General features: G+C 67.8%; 16 protein-coding genes and 1 pseudogene. 11 read left to right on the forward strand and 6 right to left on the reverse strand.

The window, feature by feature from the left end; genetic code table 11:
- Positions 1–193 precede the first annotated feature (193 nt).
- Entirely contained in the window at positions 194–1,600 is a 1,407-nt protein-coding gene (locus ABQE93_RS05120) for an IS110 family RNA-guided transposase (RefSeq protein ID WP_448406184.1), read from the forward strand.
- Between the two features lie 118 nt (positions 1,601–1,718).
- Entirely contained in the window at positions 1,719–3,101 is a 1,383-nt protein-coding gene (locus tag ABQE93_RS05125; RefSeq protein ID WP_448406185.1) for a 13E12 repeat family protein, read from the forward strand.
- Here ABQE93_RS05125 and ABQE93_RS05130 read toward each other — a convergent pair.
- Together ABQE93_RS05130 and ABQE93_RS05135 are read right to left on the reverse strand one after the other, a co-directional pair.
- Positions 3,089–3,880, reverse strand: a complete 792-nt coding sequence (locus tag ABQE93_RS05130; RefSeq protein WP_448406186.1) for an SDR family oxidoreductase — start codon at positions 3,878–3,880, stop codon at positions 3,089–3,091. The genes ABQE93_RS05125 and ABQE93_RS05130 overlap by 13 nt on opposite strands.
- Before the next feature lie 3 nt (positions 3,881–3,883).
- Positions 3,884–4,435 (reverse strand): nuclear transport factor 2 family protein, encoded by a 552-nt coding sequence (locus tag ABQE93_RS05135; protein ID WP_448406187.1) that lies wholly within the window; start codon positions 4,433–4,435, stop codon positions 3,884–3,886.
- A gap of 80 nt (positions 4,436–4,515) precedes the next feature.
- Here ABQE93_RS05135 and ABQE93_RS05140 point away from each other — a divergent pair, with 80 nt between their 5' ends.
- Positions 4,516–4,656, forward strand: coding sequence for a hypothetical protein (locus tag ABQE93_RS05140; RefSeq protein ID WP_448406189.1), 141 nt, complete (start codon positions 4,516–4,518; stop codon positions 4,654–4,656).
- A gap of 16 nt (positions 4,657–4,672) precedes the next feature.
- Here the strand turns inward: ABQE93_RS05140 and ABQE93_RS05145 are convergent, their stop codons facing one another.
- Entirely contained in the window at positions 4,673–5,305 is a 633-nt protein-coding gene (locus ABQE93_RS05145; protein ID WP_448406190.1) for a TetR/AcrR family transcriptional regulator, read from the reverse strand.
- 118 nt (positions 5,306–5,423) lie between these two features.
- On the opposite strand from ABQE93_RS05145, the gene ABQE93_RS05150 reads away from it, so the two are divergent.
- The 7 genes and pseudogenes from ABQE93_RS05150 (at position 5,424) to ABQE93_RS05180 (ending at position 12,095) form a co-directional block, all read left to right on the forward strand.
- The gene (locus tag ABQE93_RS05150) at positions 5,424–8,207 is read left to right on the forward strand and encodes a helix-turn-helix transcriptional regulator (protein ID WP_448406191.1); all 2,784 of its coding nucleotides are present in this window, start codon (positions 5,424–5,426) and stop codon (positions 8,205–8,207) included.
- A 64-nt stretch (positions 8,208–8,271) separates the two neighbouring features.
- Positions 8,272–8,752: pseudogene (locus tag ABQE93_RS05155) on the forward strand (nitroreductase family protein).
- Positions 8,753–8,771: 19 nt separating this feature from the next.
- Entirely contained in the window at positions 8,772–9,317 is a 546-nt protein-coding gene (locus ABQE93_RS05160) for a sigma-70 family RNA polymerase sigma factor (RefSeq protein WP_448406193.1), read from the forward strand.
- A 12-nt stretch (positions 9,318–9,329) separates the two neighbouring features.
- The gene (locus ABQE93_RS05165) at positions 9,330–10,046 is read left to right on the forward strand and encodes an SDR family NAD(P)-dependent oxidoreductase (protein ID WP_448406194.1); all 717 of its coding nucleotides are present in this window, start codon (positions 9,330–9,332) and stop codon (positions 10,044–10,046) included.
- 11 nt (positions 10,047–10,057) lie between these two features.
- A complete protein-coding gene (locus ABQE93_RS05170; protein WP_448406195.1) occupies positions 10,058–10,468 on the forward strand; it encodes a cupin domain-containing protein in 411 nt (136 codons plus the stop codon).
- 5 nt (positions 10,469–10,473) lie between these two features.
- Positions 10,474–11,370 (forward strand): hypothetical protein, encoded by an 897-nt coding sequence (locus ABQE93_RS05175; protein ID WP_448406196.1) that lies wholly within the window; start codon positions 10,474–10,476, stop codon positions 11,368–11,370.
- A 29-nt stretch (positions 11,371–11,399) separates the two neighbouring features.
- Complete coding sequence (locus ABQE93_RS05180; RefSeq protein WP_448406197.1) at positions 11,400–12,095, forward strand: DUF899 domain-containing protein; 696 nt, start codon at positions 11,400–11,402, stop codon at positions 12,093–12,095.
- On the opposite strand, the gene ABQE93_RS05185 is transcribed toward ABQE93_RS05180, so the two are convergent.
- From ABQE93_RS05185 to ABQE93_RS05195, 3 genes are read right to left on the reverse strand one after another with little or no spacing between them, the layout of a single operon-like run.
- On the reverse strand, positions 12,092–13,162 hold the full coding sequence (locus ABQE93_RS05185) for a M42 family metallopeptidase (protein WP_448406198.1): 1,071 nt from the start codon (positions 13,160–13,162) through the stop codon (positions 12,092–12,094). The two genes, ABQE93_RS05180 and ABQE93_RS05185, sit on opposite strands and share 4 nt — an antisense overlap.
- A gap of 43 nt (positions 13,163–13,205) precedes the next feature.
- The gene (locus ABQE93_RS05190; RefSeq protein WP_448406199.1) at positions 13,206–13,439 is read right to left on the reverse strand and encodes a hypothetical protein; all 234 of its coding nucleotides are present in this window, start codon (positions 13,437–13,439) and stop codon (positions 13,206–13,208) included.
- A gap of 22 nt (positions 13,440–13,461) precedes the next feature.
- Positions 13,462–14,916 (reverse strand): protein adenylyltransferase SelO, encoded by a 1,455-nt coding sequence (locus ABQE93_RS05195; protein WP_448406200.1) that lies wholly within the window; start codon positions 14,914–14,916, stop codon positions 13,462–13,464.
- A gap of 131 nt (positions 14,917–15,047) precedes the next feature.
- Here ABQE93_RS05195 and ABQE93_RS05200 point away from each other — a divergent pair, with 131 nt between their 5' ends.
- Positions 15,048–15,938 (forward strand): mycobacterial-type methylenetetrahydrofolate reductase, encoded by an 891-nt coding sequence (locus ABQE93_RS05200; protein WP_448406201.1) that lies wholly within the window; start codon positions 15,048–15,050, stop codon positions 15,936–15,938.
- Positions 15,939–15,963: the final 25 nt, after the last annotated feature.

Consider the following 15,963-nt stretch of genomic DNA (forward strand, 5'->3'; position numbering starts at 1 on the left):
GGCCGAGGCCACCGACTGGAACCGTTCGGATTCCTGATTTTTGAGTGGCCGTCCGCGAGCACGACCTGTGCGGTGCAGGTGTCTCTGTTCGGGAACTTGGAGCCGGCGGATGTCGGACTCCTGCTTACGGAATGTCTGGGCCATGCCAGCCCCGATCACAGGTCCACAACCCCATTGATCGGAAGGACGTGGTGTGGAACTGACCCTGGGAATCGACCTGGCCTGCCGGGCTGCTCATCAAGCGTCGCTGGCGCGCCCCGACGGCACGTTCGTGTGGACCGGGAAGAAGTTCTTCACCCGGCCCGCCGAGCTGGAGAAACTGTGGGCAGACATCGGTCTGGGCGAAAACGACACGCTGCGTGTCGTGATGGAACCGACCCGCAACGCGTGGGTGCCCGTCGCATCCTGGTTTCGCAGTTGCGGTGCCCGGATCTCGATGGTGCCCACCACCCAGTCCGCGGACCTGCGCGCCTACTACTCCAAGCACACCAAAAACGACCACCTGGACTCCAAGCTGCTGGCCCGACTGCCGCTGCTACACCCCGAGGGGCTGCGCGCGCACACCGGTGATGGCCCGGCTGAACCGCTGCGGCGGGTGGTCAAGATCCGCTCATCGATCGTCAAGCGCCGCACTGCGGTCTTTCAGCGCCTCGACGCCCACCTGGAACTCCTGGGCCCGGCCTGGTATGAGGCGCTGGGATCGAACTACGGCAAGACCGCGCTGGCACTGCTGACCCGCTACGCCGACCCGCACATCCTGATCCGACTCGGCCATGCTCGCCTGACCCGCTTTCTGATCCGCCATTCCCGCGGCGCGTGGCGCGAACACCAGGCCAGCCTGCTGTTGACCGCCGCCGCAGAATCGTTGCAGCTGTGGGGATCTGGCGCAGAGGCCCGCATCGACTTTGCCGAGCTGGCCGCCGACATCGCGGTGGAAGCCGAGCAAGCCCAGGTGCTGACCGAGCAGATCGAGGATCTCGATGAGCGCTGCACCAACCTCTACGCCGAGGCCGACCCCAGCGGGATCATCGCCTCTGCACCCGGCGTCGGGCCGGTCACCTGCGCCGTCATCGCCGGCCGCATCGGTGACCCACACCGCTTCCACTCCTTGGCTGCTATCCGCGCCTATTCCGGTCTGGTCCCCAAAGTCAGCCAGTCCGGACAAGCAGAACACCATGGCGGGCTCACCAAGGCCGGCGACCCACTGCTGCGTGAAGCCCTCTTCAACGCCGCCGATCAGGCCCGCAAGACCGACCCGCAACTCGCCGCGAAGTACAAACGGCTCATGGCCACCGAACGACACCACGACTCGGCGCTCTGCCACATCGCCACCATCCTGCTCACCCGCATCGCCACCTGCTGGCGCACAGGCCAGCACTACGTGCTTGCCGACACCGATAGCCGGCCCATCACCAGCGAAGAAGGACGTCGAATCGTCCGCGCCCACCACGCCGTCGACAAACAGACCCGCATCAAGGCTGCGAACACCCGCCAATCCCAGCGGCGGAAAGGCAGGACGGGCCGGGGACAACAGGAGTCGCCAAGCGCTCCAATCCACCGACCCGCCAACACCACGATAAAACAGCCCAAGACCGCTTGACTCCGCTTAGGAACTCAAATTTTGGGTGTGCGCTTGCGGTCATCCCCAACGGCGTATTGATCCACAGATCGTTCGTGTGACCTGCCGCCTTGGTAGGCGGCTTCGATAGCGTTGCGGCATGGGCAGTTTCATCACCGGACAGGCGACGCGCGAGCGGATCACCGCGCTGCTGGATCAGGTCGATGCCGCCTACAGCGAACTACGGGAACTGTCCTCTGATGTGGTCGGCAACACCTACCGCGTGCAGATGGCAGAGCGGTTGGAGGGCCAGGAGCGGGTGAACCGAGGACTGATGTACCGGGTGTTCGGTGAAATCGCCGACCCTCCGGACGAGTCCGCGATGGCACCGGGTTTGATCGACCGACTGTGGGCGCGGCTGCGCATCCCGCCCGCCGAGATCAAGCGGCGCTTCAAGATGGCGCGAAAGATCCGTCCGCGCCGCCAATTGAGCGGGCCGCCATTGCCGGCGCTGCTACCCGAGACGGGCGCCGCCGTCGAACAGGGCGCGATCGGTGCAGACCACCTCAAGGAGATCTGCACGGCGATGGACCGGTTGCCCTCCAACATCTCGGTGACCGACCGCAGCGATGTGGAAGCCAGCCTGGTCCGCCAAGCCACCAAGAACGACGCAGACATCGTCAAGGCGGTCGGCAAGCGCATCGACGACATCTTCAACCCCGACGGCCACTACAACGAAGAGGACCGGCAACGCCGCCGCGGGATCTCGCTGGGGTCGCAGGGCCGCGATGGGATGTCGCGGCTGACGGGCTGGGTCGATCCGGAGACCCGCTCCTATATCGAGGCGTGCAGCGCCGCGGTGCGCCCAGGACGGCATCTACCCGACGGCGCCGTCGAAGAGGTGCCCGATGAGCGCAACTCAGCGCAGCGGTGTCATGACGGCATCAAGCTGGGGCTCAAGGAAGGCATCGCCTCCGGCGGGTTCGGGTCCCATCGTGGTCATGCGGTCACGGTGATCGCGCGCACCACGCTGGCGGAGCTGAACCAGGCCGCCCATGCGGTGACCGATCCGTTCGTGTCGATGCCCGCGCCGGCCCGTACTGGCGGAAACACCGCGCTGCCGATGCGGGATCTGATCCGCATGGCGGCCGGCGCGATTCACTACCTCGCCGTTTTCGACGACCACAGCGAGCGCCCGATTTACCTGGGCCGCCAGAAGCGCATCGCCACCGCCGATCAGCGCATCCTCTGCTACTCGCGCGACGGCGGCTGCACCCGCCCCAATTGTCTGGCGCCGGGCTATCACAGCGAGGTTCACCACAGCACCGACTGGTCAGCCGGTGGCACCACAGACGCCGACACGCTGTTCTTCGCCTGCGGGCCTGACCACGCAGCCGTCACGCAGGGCCGATGGCAGACCACGGTCACCGAGGGCGGGCGGCTGGCGTGGACCGATGGCACCAGCGCACCCGAGATCAACCATGCACACCACCCCGACGAACTGCTCCATGGTGACCCGGATCCGCCGGGTCACGGCGTGTGAGTCGGGCGCACCGGTGTGTTGAGCCGCTGATCAGCAGCAGACACACCGGCAAAAGTCATGGGCCAAGGAGGTTTTCCGTGTTGCACAACCCAACAGGTTCCGGTTTCGTCCAGCGGTGCGGTGGCAGCGGTCAGGGCGGCGTCGGCGACGGCGTCGGGCTCCATGACGGGAATGCCGATCCGCTCGACGAGCCGGCGCCGATCGCCGAGGACGCCGGTTTCGGTGATACCGGGGCAGACGGTGTGCACGGCAATGCGTTCGGCGGCGAGGTTGGGCGCGATCGAGCGCATGAACCCGACGACGGCGTGCTTGCCCAGCGCGTAGACGGCGTCGGGATGCCACGGCACCAGCCCGGCAAGCGAGGCGGTGGCCAGGATCGCGCGATCATCGGCGGGAAGGGACCGCATCGTGCGCACGGCCGCGCGCGCACCGAACACCACGCCGTCGAGGTTCACGCCGACCGATCGGCGGTAGTCGGCCAGGTCGAGCGCGCCGATGTCACCGGACCAGTGAATGGTGATGCCCGCGTTGAGGAATACCAGATCGACGCTGCCGAGTTCGTCGACGCACGCGCCGAAAACCGCTGCGAGCTGATCGGGGTCGGAGACGTCGCACTGCAACCCGAGGCCGCCGAGTGAGGATGCGACGGTGTCGGCGGCGTCACCGTCGATGTCGACCACGCACACCCGCAGCCCTTCAGCGGCGAACCGCCGAGCGGCCGCACGGCCGATGCCCGAGGCTCCGCCGGTGATCAGCGCGACACGATCGGTCAGGTTCACCGGTCACCACCGTTCGACAGGTTCACTCTCCAACGTCAACGGCCGGATGTAGGACGCGTCGGTCTTGTCCCACTTACCCTTGATGAAGCCTTGCACCGCACCAGAATTGAGCATCGAGGAGTCGCCGCTCATCATCCATTCGATGGTGCAGCGCCGCAGCGCGATCTTCCAGACCCCGTCACGGCGCTCGAGTCGGTCCAGGTAGCGACCGCCCATCAGCGATACCACCTTGCCACCCTTGGACCGCATGGCGCCCATCACGTAGCTCTCGGCGTGGGCTTCGTCGCCGTTGATCTCACACGTGTGGGTGGTGACGTTGTGCAGGTGGTCCTCGAACACAGCGCTGTGCGCCGCGTTGGCCCACTCGCCGTACTCGGGGCCGGACTTGACCGTCGGCCCGTGCTCGTCGACCCCGTCTTCCCAGTAGACGCTCCCCATCAACTCCGCGTCGTGGCGGTCGTGCCCGCGCGCCTGGTTCATCACGCAGTCCAGGATCGCCATCCGGTCTTCGACGTACTGCAGGCGCTGCCGCAACTGATCCAGCTCATCGGGCATCGTCGGGAGATCCTTCCGCAAGAGGTGAATACCTTGTACGACTGTACAGCACCACGGATCGCGCCGTACAGTCGTACAACATGTGGCCCTCTGGGTCGACCTGGCCCGAGCAGGCCAAGGTCGACGCGTTCTTCTTCGCCGACGCTATGGGCCTGCAGGGCGAGTACAACGGCTCACGCGACATCGTCTTCGAGACGGCAAACACCCCGCCGAAGACCTAGCCGCGGAAGTGTCCGCCTAACGGCCGGCGGGCTTGGCGCGCTTGCGCTTCGCCGACGGCGCCGGCGGCTCCACGGAGTCCAGGAAGCGTTCGAACGCCTTGGTGACCTCCGCATGTGCGGTCTTCACGCCGACGCCTTCCTCGAGGTTGAGGAATTTCGGTAGACCCGAGATCAACAACAGCAGCGCCGACAACGACAGATCACCGCCCAGTCGCGCGTTCTTACCGAACTTGGCCGTCAGCGCCTTCAGTTGCACCTTGCGCCCACTCTCGGTGGCCGCGGCGATCTCGGCTCGGATCGACTTGCGATGGTTGCCCAGCGCCATGAACTCCGTCATCAGCGCACCGGTGGCCTCGTCCCAGCTGTACTCCCACAGTGCCCGCAGCGGATCATCGGAGCGCTTCTCCAACGTCTTGTTCAAGAACTCGAGGTTGCGTGCGGAGTAGCGCCGGATCGCGGCGATGAAGATGTCGTCGAGGGTCGGAAAGTAGTACTGCACCAGGCTCGGTGTGACGCCCGCCTTGGTGGCCAGGGCGCGGTACGTGACGCTGGGGTAGCCCTCGTCGAGCATCATCTTCTCGACGCTGTCCAGCAGTGCATCCCGTGTCTTCGACGTTTCGGCACCGACGCGGCGGGCAGGTGGGGCCATGCGAACATTCTGACAGCCCACCGGCGCTGTACGTCCGTACGGTGTCATGTTTCGCGGTTGACGGCCCGGACAAGCCGGTATCGTTCAGACGCATCCTCCCTCAGATGCGGAGGTTCACATGGCGAAGACAGGTGCGGCACGCCCCCTACGTGGCCGACGTGAGGAGTGCGCGGCCCTGGACCGTCTGCTCCCGACCGTCCGCTCCGGCCAGAGCCAGGTTCTGGTGTTGCGCGGGGAGGCCGGCGTCGGCAAAAGCGCGCTGCTGGACTTTGTCGCCGACAACGCGGCGGGTTTCCGCGTCCTGCGGACCGCCGGCGTGGAATCGGAGATGGAGCTCGCGTTCGCCGGGCTGCAACAGCTCTGCGCCCCGCTGTCGGACCACAGCGATGCGCTGCCCGCACCGCAACACGCGGCGGTCGACACCGCGTTCGGCCGCAGCGCGGGTCCCGCACCCGACCGCTTTCTCGTCGGCTTGGCAGTGTTGAGCCTGCTGGCCTCGGCCGCCCGGGATCAGCCGTTGATCTGCCTGGTCGACGACGCGCAGTGGTTGGACCGGGTCTCCACACAAACGCTGGCGTTCGTCGCGCGCCGGCTTCTGGCCGAGCCGGTCGCGTTGATCTTCGCGGCGCGCGAGGGTGGCGCCGACGAGTTGAACGGCCTGCCCACTCTGCCGGTGGGCGGGCTACGGCCCGATGATGCCCGCGCACTGCTGGAGTCGGTCGTCCCGGGCCGCCTGGACGAGCGGGTGCGCGACCGCATCGTCGCCGAATCGCGCGGTAACCCGCTCGCCCTGCTCGAGCTGCCGCACGACCTGATGGTCGCGGAACTGGCGGGCGGCTTCGGACGCCCCGACGCGCGGCCGTTGGTCAACCAGATCGAGCAGACCTTCCTGCGGCGTATCGAGGACCTCCCACCCCAGACCCAGCGCCTGCTGCTCATCGCGGCGGCCGAACCCGTCGGTGACGCGGTGCTGCTGATGGGGGCCGCGCAACGGCTCGGGGTATCCCTCGAGGCGGGCGCTCCCGCTCAAGCCGCCGGCCTGATCGACATCGGCACCTCGGTGCGGTTCCGGCACCCGCTGGTGCGTTCTGCCTCCTACCGCGCCGCGGACCCACAGCAACGCAGGGCCGTTCATCAGGCACTGGCCGAGGCGACCGATCCCGCAGCCGACCCCGACCGTCGCGCGTGGCACCTCGCCAACGCCGCGGCAGGGCCGGACGAAGAGGTAGCAGCCGAACTCGAACGGTCCGCGGACCGCGCCCAGGCGCGAGGTGGAATCGCAGCGGCGGCAGCGTTTCTCGAACGTGCGACGGAGTTGACCATGGATCCGGCACGCCGCGGCGCCCGCGCGCTGGCCGCCGCGCAAGCCAAACGCGACGCCGCCGACCTCGACGGCGCCGACCACCTGATCGCCGTCGCGCAAAATGCGCCGCTGGAGGCGCTGCAGCGCGCCCGGCTGGCGCGGCTGCAGGCACAGATCGCGTTCGCCAGGAGCCGAGGCGGCCAGACATCGCTGTCCGTCTCCGAGACGGCGGTGGGCCTGCTCATGGCGGCCAAAGGACTCGAAACGCTCGACGACGGGTTGGCCCGCGAGACATACCTGGAGGCCATGGGCGCGGCGATGCACGGCAGCAGGCTCTGCCCGCTCGGCGGAGCGGTGGAGGTGGCCCAGCCGGCACGGCTGGCACCGCCGGGTCCGCAGCCGCCCCGTCCGATCGACCTGCTGCTCGATGGCCTGTCGATGCGGGTGGCCGACGGCCACGCGGCCAGCGTGGCGACGCTGCGCGACGCGGTGACGCGACTGCACGAGGAGGTCAACCGCGGCGGCCCCGGGCTGATGGGCTGGCTGTGGTTGGCGTTTCCGATCGCCCAGGAATCGGCCGTGCACGAGCTGTGGGATGACGACATGTGGCACCACCTGGCCACCGACGCCGTGCGGCTTGCCCGCGATACCGGGACGCTGGCCGTCCTTCCCTCCGCGCTTGCCTATCGTGCGGGCGTACACGTGCTGGCCGGCGAATTCTCCACGGCAGCAGCTCTTCTCGAAGAGACGGCATCGATCACCGCTTCGACCGGCTACGCCCCGCTGAGGTATCACGCCTTGTCGTTGGAGGCGTGGCGCGGTGCCGAAACCGCCGCGGGCCTTCTGGAATCGGCCGCCGCGGAGGCCACCGCAAGGGGAGAGGGCCGAGTGCACGGGTATACCGGATACCTTGCCGCGGTCCTCTACAACGGCCTGGGCCGATACGAGGAAGCGTTCGCAAATGCGCGGCGCGCGTGTGAGTTCGATGATCTCGGCTTCTACGGATGGTGTCTTTCGGAACTCATCGAAGCCGCGGTGCACATCGGCGAGCGAGAAGCCGCCGCGGCGGCGCTCGAGCAGCTCGAGGTGCGCGCGGGCGGCAGCGGAACCGATTGGGGCCTGGGCACCTTGGCGAGCGGACAGGCGCTGCTGGCCGACGATGAACGGGCCGACGCCCTTTTCGCCGAGGCGATCGCGCACCTGGAGCGCACCCGCGTCGCCGTGTTTGCCGCCCGTGCGCACCTGCGGTACGGCGAATGGCTGCGCCGCATGAACCGGCGCGTCGACGCCCGCACGCAGCTCAACGCCGCCCACGAGATGTTCACCCGGATGGGTGCGGAGGCATTCGCCGAACGCACCCGACGGGAACTGGCTGCCACCGGTGAGAAAGCGCGTAAGAAGACCGGTAGCTCCGGTGACCAGCTGACGGCCCAGGAGGCCCAGATCGCGCGGCTGGCCAGCGAGGGGCTGACCAACCAGGAGATCGGCGCGCAGTTGTTCATCAGCACGCACACCGTCGAATGGCACCTGCGCAAGGTGTTCGTCAAGCTCGGGATCACGTCGCGGCGACAGCTGCGCAAGATCTCGTGGGCCGGCTAGCCCCGCACGGGACTACGTACTTTCAAGGGTTCGCCGTCGCGCCCGTGACCGCAAGGCTGAGGCCATGGACGTATACCAAGCGGTGCGCACCAGGCGGGCGGTGCGTGGATTCCTCGACCGGCCGGTGCCGATAGAAGTCCTGCATCGCGTGCTGACCGCTGCGGCCGGGGCGCCGTCGGGGTCCAACCTTCAACCGTGGCACATCTACGTCGTCACCGGCGCGCCGCTGTGCCAGCTCAAGAAGCTGGCCACCGAACGGGTGGCTGAAGGTGATTCTTGGGACGAGCGTGAATTCGAGATGTACCCGCGCGATCTGAAGTCGCCCTACCGTGAACGGCGATCCCAGTTCGGCCGGCAGCGCTACAGCGCGCTGGGCATAGAGCGTGAGGACTGGGAAGCGCCAACGCGCGGCCATCGTGTCGCCACCGGAGCACCCGATGCTGTTCTGCGGCATGTCGATCGGATACGAGGACCCCAGGGTCGAATACGTCCGTCATGGCAGGGCGCCGCTGTCCGAGACCGTCACCTACATCTCCGAACTGTAGAGACCCGGGAGGTTTCAGCATGAAGGCCTCCCTTCGCCGCACCGACGAAGAACTGGCCGCGCGGTTCGCCAGGGAGGCCGAACCGCTCTTCGATGTGCTGTCCCGCGCTGCGCGCCGGTTGACCCGCAGCCACGCCGACGCCGACGATCTCCTGCAGGACACCTTGCTGCACGCCTACTCGGGCTTCCACACCTTCGAGGAGGGCAGCAACATTCGGGCGTGGCTGTTCCGGATCCTCTACAACCGGTGGATCAGCACGCATCGGCGCAAACGGAGCCGCCCCGTGGAGGTTTCGGTCGACACGTTCACCGATCACGACACCGTCCATCGCTCCGCGGAGGACGAAGTGCTGGATACATTGCCCGACAACGACATCAAGGCGGCCTTGGCCGCGTTGCCGCAAAGCTTCAAGGAAGCGATCTACTACGCCGACATCCAGGGCTACACCTACGCCGAAACCGCCAAACTGCTGAACGTCCCGATGGGCACCGTGATGTCGCGGGTGTCACGGGCACGACATCGTCTGCGGACCGCCCTGGCCACCGACGAACCATGTATCGCCTGAGAAAGGAACACAATGGAACTCACCAACCACACAGCGCTGATCACCGGCGGCACCGCAGGCATCGGATTCGCCTGCGCGCGCCTGATGGCGGGCGAAGGTGCCTCGGTCATCATCACCGGCAGAGACCGTAACCGTGGTACGGCCGCGGCTGACGAGATCGGCGCCCGCTTCATCCAAGCCGACCTTTCCGATCTCGAAGACGTGAAAGAGCTTGTGCGCCAAGCAGGAGATGTCGACATCCTGGTCAACAACGCAGCCAGCTTCCCAGGAGCTACGACGATCGAACAAGACGTCGACTCGTTCGAGAAGACGTTTGACACCAACGTGCGCGGCACCTACTTTCTGGCCGCCGGCCTGGTGCCGGGCATGGTCGAGCGCGGGTTCGGCTGCATCGTCAACGTCACCAGCATGGTCGCCTCCAAGGGCGTCCCCGGCGCATCCACCTACAGCGCCTCCAAGGCCGCGGTGGAGTCGCTGACCCGCACCTGGGCCGCCGAGTTCGGCCGGTACGGCATCCGCGTCAACAGCGTCGCGCCCGGGCCGACCAAAACCGAAGGTGTAGCGGCAGAGTGGGGCGACACCAACGACGAACTCGGCCGCGCGCTTCCGTTGGGCCGCACCGCAGATCCCGAAGAGATCGCCGACGCGGTGCTCTTCCTCGCATCGCCCCGCGCCAGCTTCATCACCGGATCCACGCTGCACGCCGACGGCGGCGGCAGCGCCATCTGAAGGGAGAACCGATGTCCAAGGAATACGACGCGGCGTGGGAAACCGCGCTCACGGTGGTGCAGGAAGCCGAGCCGCCGTTCATCCCACAAGACGCGCACACCATGACCGTCGTCGTCGAGTACCCGCCGGGCAGCGCGGGCGCCCCGCCGCACCGGCATCCGAGCGGACCGGCGTTCGGCTACATGCTCGAAGGCGAGATGCTGTTCGAGCTCGAAGGTGAGCCGCCGCGGGTGATCAAGGCAGGCGAAGCGTTCTGGGAACCCGGCGGCGACGTCATCCACTACTCGGATGCCAACAACCGCGACGACATCAAAAGCCGGTTCGTGGTCACGATGTTCTGCAAGCCGGATCAACCGATGCTGGTCCTCGTCGACGACGAGGAACTCGCCGCGCGCCGGCATCTGCGTGCCGGGCGGAGCTGATCACGATGTCCAGAATCCTTGTGCAGACCACGATTTCCGAAGATCCCGACGACTGGAACATCAACCGGTTCTCGCTGCTGGTGAACGAACTACGCGCTGCCGGCCACGTCGTCGTCGCGCGCAACCGAACCGGCAGCGGCGGTGACGATCCTGTGCTGTGCCGCGTCGACGAACTCGGCTTCGACCAGGTGTGGCTGATGGCCGTCGATGTCGGCGACGGCCTCAGCGCCGCCGACGCCGATGCGCTTTTGCGGTTGCGGCGCAACGGCGGTGGAGTACTGACCGCGCGCGACCACCAGGACCTGGGTTGCTGTCTGCTGCGGCTGGGATCGGTCGGGCGGCTGAACAAGTTCGCCGACCCGAACGTCGACCAGAGCCATCTCTGCGACGACCAAGACACCCCGACCATCTCGTGGCCCAACTATCACTCCGGCGCCAACGGCGACTATCAGCCCGTCCTCATCGAGGGCCCGCCCCACGAACTGCTGCGCACCGCGCGCACGGCCAGCGGTCGCATCGAATGGTTCCCGGCCCATCCGCACGAAGGCGCGGTGTCGGCCGAGGGACCGTTCGCCACCGTGCTCGCCCAGGGCCGCAGCACCGCGACCGGGCGCCGGTTCAACCTCGCCGTCGCGCTGGAGGATGAACCCGGCCCCGACGGGCGGCCGATGGGCCGCGCGCTGGCCGAGTCGACGTTTCACCACTTCGCCGACTACAACTGGGACGTCGACGCCGGCGCACCGTCGTTCGTGGCCGAACCGCCCGGCACGCAGATCAAGGCCGACCCCCCGCGGCTGGCGATCTTCACCGACTACGTCCGCAACATCGCGGCGTGGCTGCATCCGTCGGGGTCCGACCCGACAGCATCCGACGATGAGTTTGGCGCGCTGAGCCGGTCATAACCTGTATCAGACGTACAGGAGGCGCACCGATGACCAAACCGACCGCGATACCACCCGTCGTCGACCACGAAACCTGGCGGGCGGCTCTCGACGAGCTGCGCGTGCGGGAGAAGGCCGCGACCCGCGAGCTCGACGCCATCGCCGCGCAGCGCCGGCGGCTGCCCATGGTGAAGATGCCGGACTACACGTTGATCGGCGAACACGGGCCGGTGCGGCTGGCCGACGTATTCGAGGGACGTTCGCAGCTGATCGTCTACCACCACATGTGGACTGACGGCGCGGAGTGGCAGTGCGGCGGTTGCACCAGCTTCACGTCCCAGTTCACCCGGTTGGGCTTCCTCGACAACTACGACGCCCGTTTCGTCATCGTCACCAACGGACCGATCGAGGAGGCGCTGGCCTACCGCGACAAGGTGGTGAATCGGATGGACTGGTACTCCTCGTCGCAGAGCTCGTTCGGCGCCGACGTCGACGCCCCGCCCGGCGGCGGCTTCGGAATCAACGTGTTCCTGAAAGCGACGGCGCCGTCGGGAGAAGACGCGGTGTACCGCACCTGGCACACCAACGGCCGCGGCACCGAACAGCTCAGCCACACGTTCCCGCTCATCGACGTGCTGCCGTGGGGTCGCCAGGAAGACTGGCAGGACTCACCCGACGGTTGGCCGCAAGGCCCGGCCTATGCCGGCTGGATGGACTCACCCGACATCGCCGCGGCGTACGGTTAGGACGAGCGCGACAGGAATTCCACCAGCAGCTTTGTCATGTCCGGGATCGCCCGGTGGGCAATGACTTCATAGCCGTGGGTGCTCAGCGTCGGCAGACACAGCAGCCCGGCGCGCGGCGTGAGCCCGGTGCTCTTGGCGTGCGAAGCGTCGGACTCGAACGCGCCGAGCACCGCCGCCTGCGGCGACAGCCCCAGGTCCAGCCCGATGCCCATCAACTCGTCGGCGACATCCTTGTCGTAGACGCACTGCGCGTCGCTGTACCCCACGATCGGACCGCCGCGCACCGACGTGTCGTACTCGGCTTCCGTCGGGCCCACCTCCAGCGCCAGGGTCAGATCGCCGGGAAGCATCCGGCTGGCATAGGAGCCGCCCACCCCGCCGATCTCCTCGCTGGTGGTGAACACCAGGAAGACGTCGTGGGCGGGGCGACGGTCGCCGATCACGCGCGCCGTATCCAGCAGCGCGGTCACCGGGGCGCGGTCGTCGAGGAAATAGCTGCCGAGGTAGCCGTCGCCGACGTCGACCAGCGTGCGCTTGCTGCGGTCGATACACACGCGGGTGCCCGGTTGCACCCCGGCGTCGATCAACTCTTCTGGGGTGTGCCCGGTGAAGACGTAGACGTGCATCCAGTCCAGCGACTTGTCGCCCTGGTCGGGTTTGGTCTCCCAGATCCGCAGGCTTTCCTTGGTGGTGTGCTCCGAACCCAACGTCAGCACGCCGCACACGGTCTGGCGGTCACCGAGCAACATGACCGGGCCGAGCCCGAAGTTTCCCGGATACATCGTGCCCAGCGGCGTCAGGTGCAGGGTGCCGTCGCTCTCGACCCGCTTGACCAGCATCGACAGCTCGTCCATATGGGCCATGACGCGGGTGGCGCGCCCGTCGTCGCGGCTTTTGCCGCGGACCTGCCCGATCAGGTTCCCGGCTTCATCCACCCACGACTCGTCGACGTGCGGTTCGAGCTCGCGGCGGCAGATGTCGCGCACCGCTTGCTCCTGGCCGCACGGCCCGTACGCCCACAGCAGCTCTTGCAGCAGGTCACGACGTAATTGATATTGATTGGTCACCGGCCATGAGTAACCGCATAACGGCGTCGGGAAAACCCGGGGCCTACTGGATCGGCGGATGCGGGAACGGCGGCGGCGCCGGCACGCACAACCCGGTGCTGACGTCGAGCGCCTTGCCCGGCACGCAGAACGGCGCGCAACCGTAGATCACGCCGGTCTCACCCGGCGCGCAGCCGACGTTGCCGGGCTGGGCCACGGCGACGGCCGGGCTGAAGGGTGCGGCCGCCAGGGCAGCCGTGAAAAGCGCCGCGCACACCGACCGTCGCAGGGAGACCATGATCGGCAGTGTATGCCGCAGGTCAGGTCCCGCAGAAGGTTTGGTATCTACCGAAGTCCTCCGGCGCAGGTTCGGCGTAGCGCGCCAGGCCCGGCCGTTCGTCGTAGGGCGCGGTCACGGCGGTCAGCAGCCGCTGCAGCGGGTGCAGGTCGCCGTCGGTGGCCGCGGTCAGGGCTTCCTCGACGAGGTGGTTGCGCGGGATGTAGACCGGGTTGACCCGGCCCATCAGCTCGGGGTCGGGGTCCTGCGCGCGCCAGCGGCTCACCCAGTCGTCGAACGCCGCCAGGTCGAGAAACAGTCCGCGCGCGGGTTCGGTGTCGCCGCGCGCGGCTCGGCCCAGGTGCCGGAAGAACGACGTGAAGTCGACGTGGCTGGCCGCGAGCTGTTCGAGTAACTCGTTCATCAGCGGCGCCTGCTGCGCCGGGTCGCCGGTGAGCCCGATCTTGGCCTGCATTCCGCTGGTCAACGCCTGCTGGAACCGCACGCTGAACCCTTCGAGCCGGTCCTGGGCGATCTTGATCGCCTGCTCCTGGTCATCGGCGAACAGCGGCAGCAGCGTTTCGGCGAACCGGGCGAGGTTCCAGCCCGCGATCGTCGGCTGGTTGCCGTAGGCGTAGCGGCCCCACGAGTCAATCGAGCTGAACACCGTCTCGGGGTCGTAGGCCTCCATGAACGCGCAGGGCCCGTAGTCGATCGTCTCGCCGGAGATCGTGGTGTTGTCGGTGTTCATCACGCCGTGTACGAACCCGACGAGCATCCACTGCGCGACCAACGCGGCCTGCACCGCGATCACCGCTTCGAACAGCGCGACGTAGGGGTTGTCGGCGTCGGCCGCGGCGGGGTGGTGGCGCGCGATGGCGTGGTCGGCGAGGCGGCGCAACAGCGCGGCGTCACCCGTCGTCGCCGCGTACTGGAAGGTGCCGACTCGCAGGTGGCTGCGCGCCACGCGGGCCAGCACAGCGCCCGGCAGCAGGGTCTCGCGGGTGACTGTGCGCCCGGTCGCGACGACGGCCAGCGACCGCGTGGTGGGAATGCCGAGGGCGTGCATCGCCTCGCTGATGACGTATTCGCGCAGCATCGGGCCGACGGCGGCCAGCCCGTCCCCGCCCCGGGCGAACGGGGTGGCGCCCGAACCCTTCAGGTGCAGGTCGCGCAGCTCGCCTTCGGTGGTGGTGAGCTCACCGATCAGCAGTGCGCGGCCGTCGCCGAGCCGCGGGACGAACCCGCCGAACTGGTGGCCGGCGTAGGCCTGCGCGACCGGCGCGGCGCCGTCGGGGACCAGCGCACCGGTCAGAAACTGTAGGCCGTCGGGGGTCTGCAGCCAGTCGGCGTCGAGGCCGAGGTCGGCGGCCAGCGGTTCGTTGAGTACCAGCAGCCGCGGGTCGGGCGCGGTCTCGGCGCGCCAGTCGATGGCCAGCTCCGGAAATTCACGGGCGAAGCGGTCCCCGACGGGGATGGTTACCGGTGCGATGCTCACCCTGTCCACAGTACGAGCGGGGCCGTGGCGCGCGACGTCGTCGGCGGCCTCAGCGGCCCGGTCTGTATGGTGAGGCTTCCTAAAGAGCTGCCGCGCAGCGGGAAGTAATCGTCGGATCGAGGAGCAACCCGGTGACGCTGAACACCATCGCGCTCGAGCTCGTGGCGCCCAATGTGGACCGCGGCCGCGAGCAGGCGCTGGAGGATGCCGACAAGGTGCTGCGGTACGCGGCGCAGACCGGTCTCGACGGCCGTATCGGGCACGTGATGATCCCCGGCATGATCGAGGAGGACGACGACCGGCCCGTCGAGATGAAGCCGAAGATGGACGTCCTGGACTTCTGGTCGGTGATCCGACCCGAGCTGGCCGGCGTCAAGGGGCTGTGCACGCAGGTCACCTCGTTCATGGACGAGCCGACGCTGCGCCGACGGCTGACTTCGCTGTCCGGTGCGGGGTTCGAGGGCATCGCGTTCGTCGGTGTGCCGCGCACGATGGCCGACGGCGAGGGCTCCGGTGTCGCGCCGACGGATGCGCTGGCGATGTTCGGCGATCTGGTGCCCAACCGCGGCGGGATTCTGATTCCGACCCGCGAGGGTGAGCAGGGCCGGTTCGCATTCAAGTGCGACCGCGGCGCCACGTACGGCATGACGCAGCTGCTGTACTCCGATGCGATCGTCGGGTTCCTGCGGGACTTCGCGCAGCAGACCGATCACCGGCCGGAGATCCTGCTGTCGTTCGGGTTCGTGCCGAAGATGGAGAGCAAGGTCGGGCTGATCCACTGGTTGATCCAGGATCCGGGCAACGCCGCGGTCGTCGAGGAGCAGGAGTTCGTCAAGCGGTTGGCCGGCACCGACCCGACCGAGAAGCGCAAGCTGATGGTCGACCTGTACAAGCGGGTCATCGACGGCGTGGCCGACCTCGGTTTCCCGCTCAGCATTCACCTCGAGGCGACGTACGGGGTGTCGGCTCCGGCGTTCGAGACGTTCGCGGAGATGCTCGCGTACTGGGCGCCGGACGCCTGACTTTCGCATCGACCGGTGGGCCCAA

The organism is Mycolicibacterium sp. XJ662, assembly GCF_053484035.1.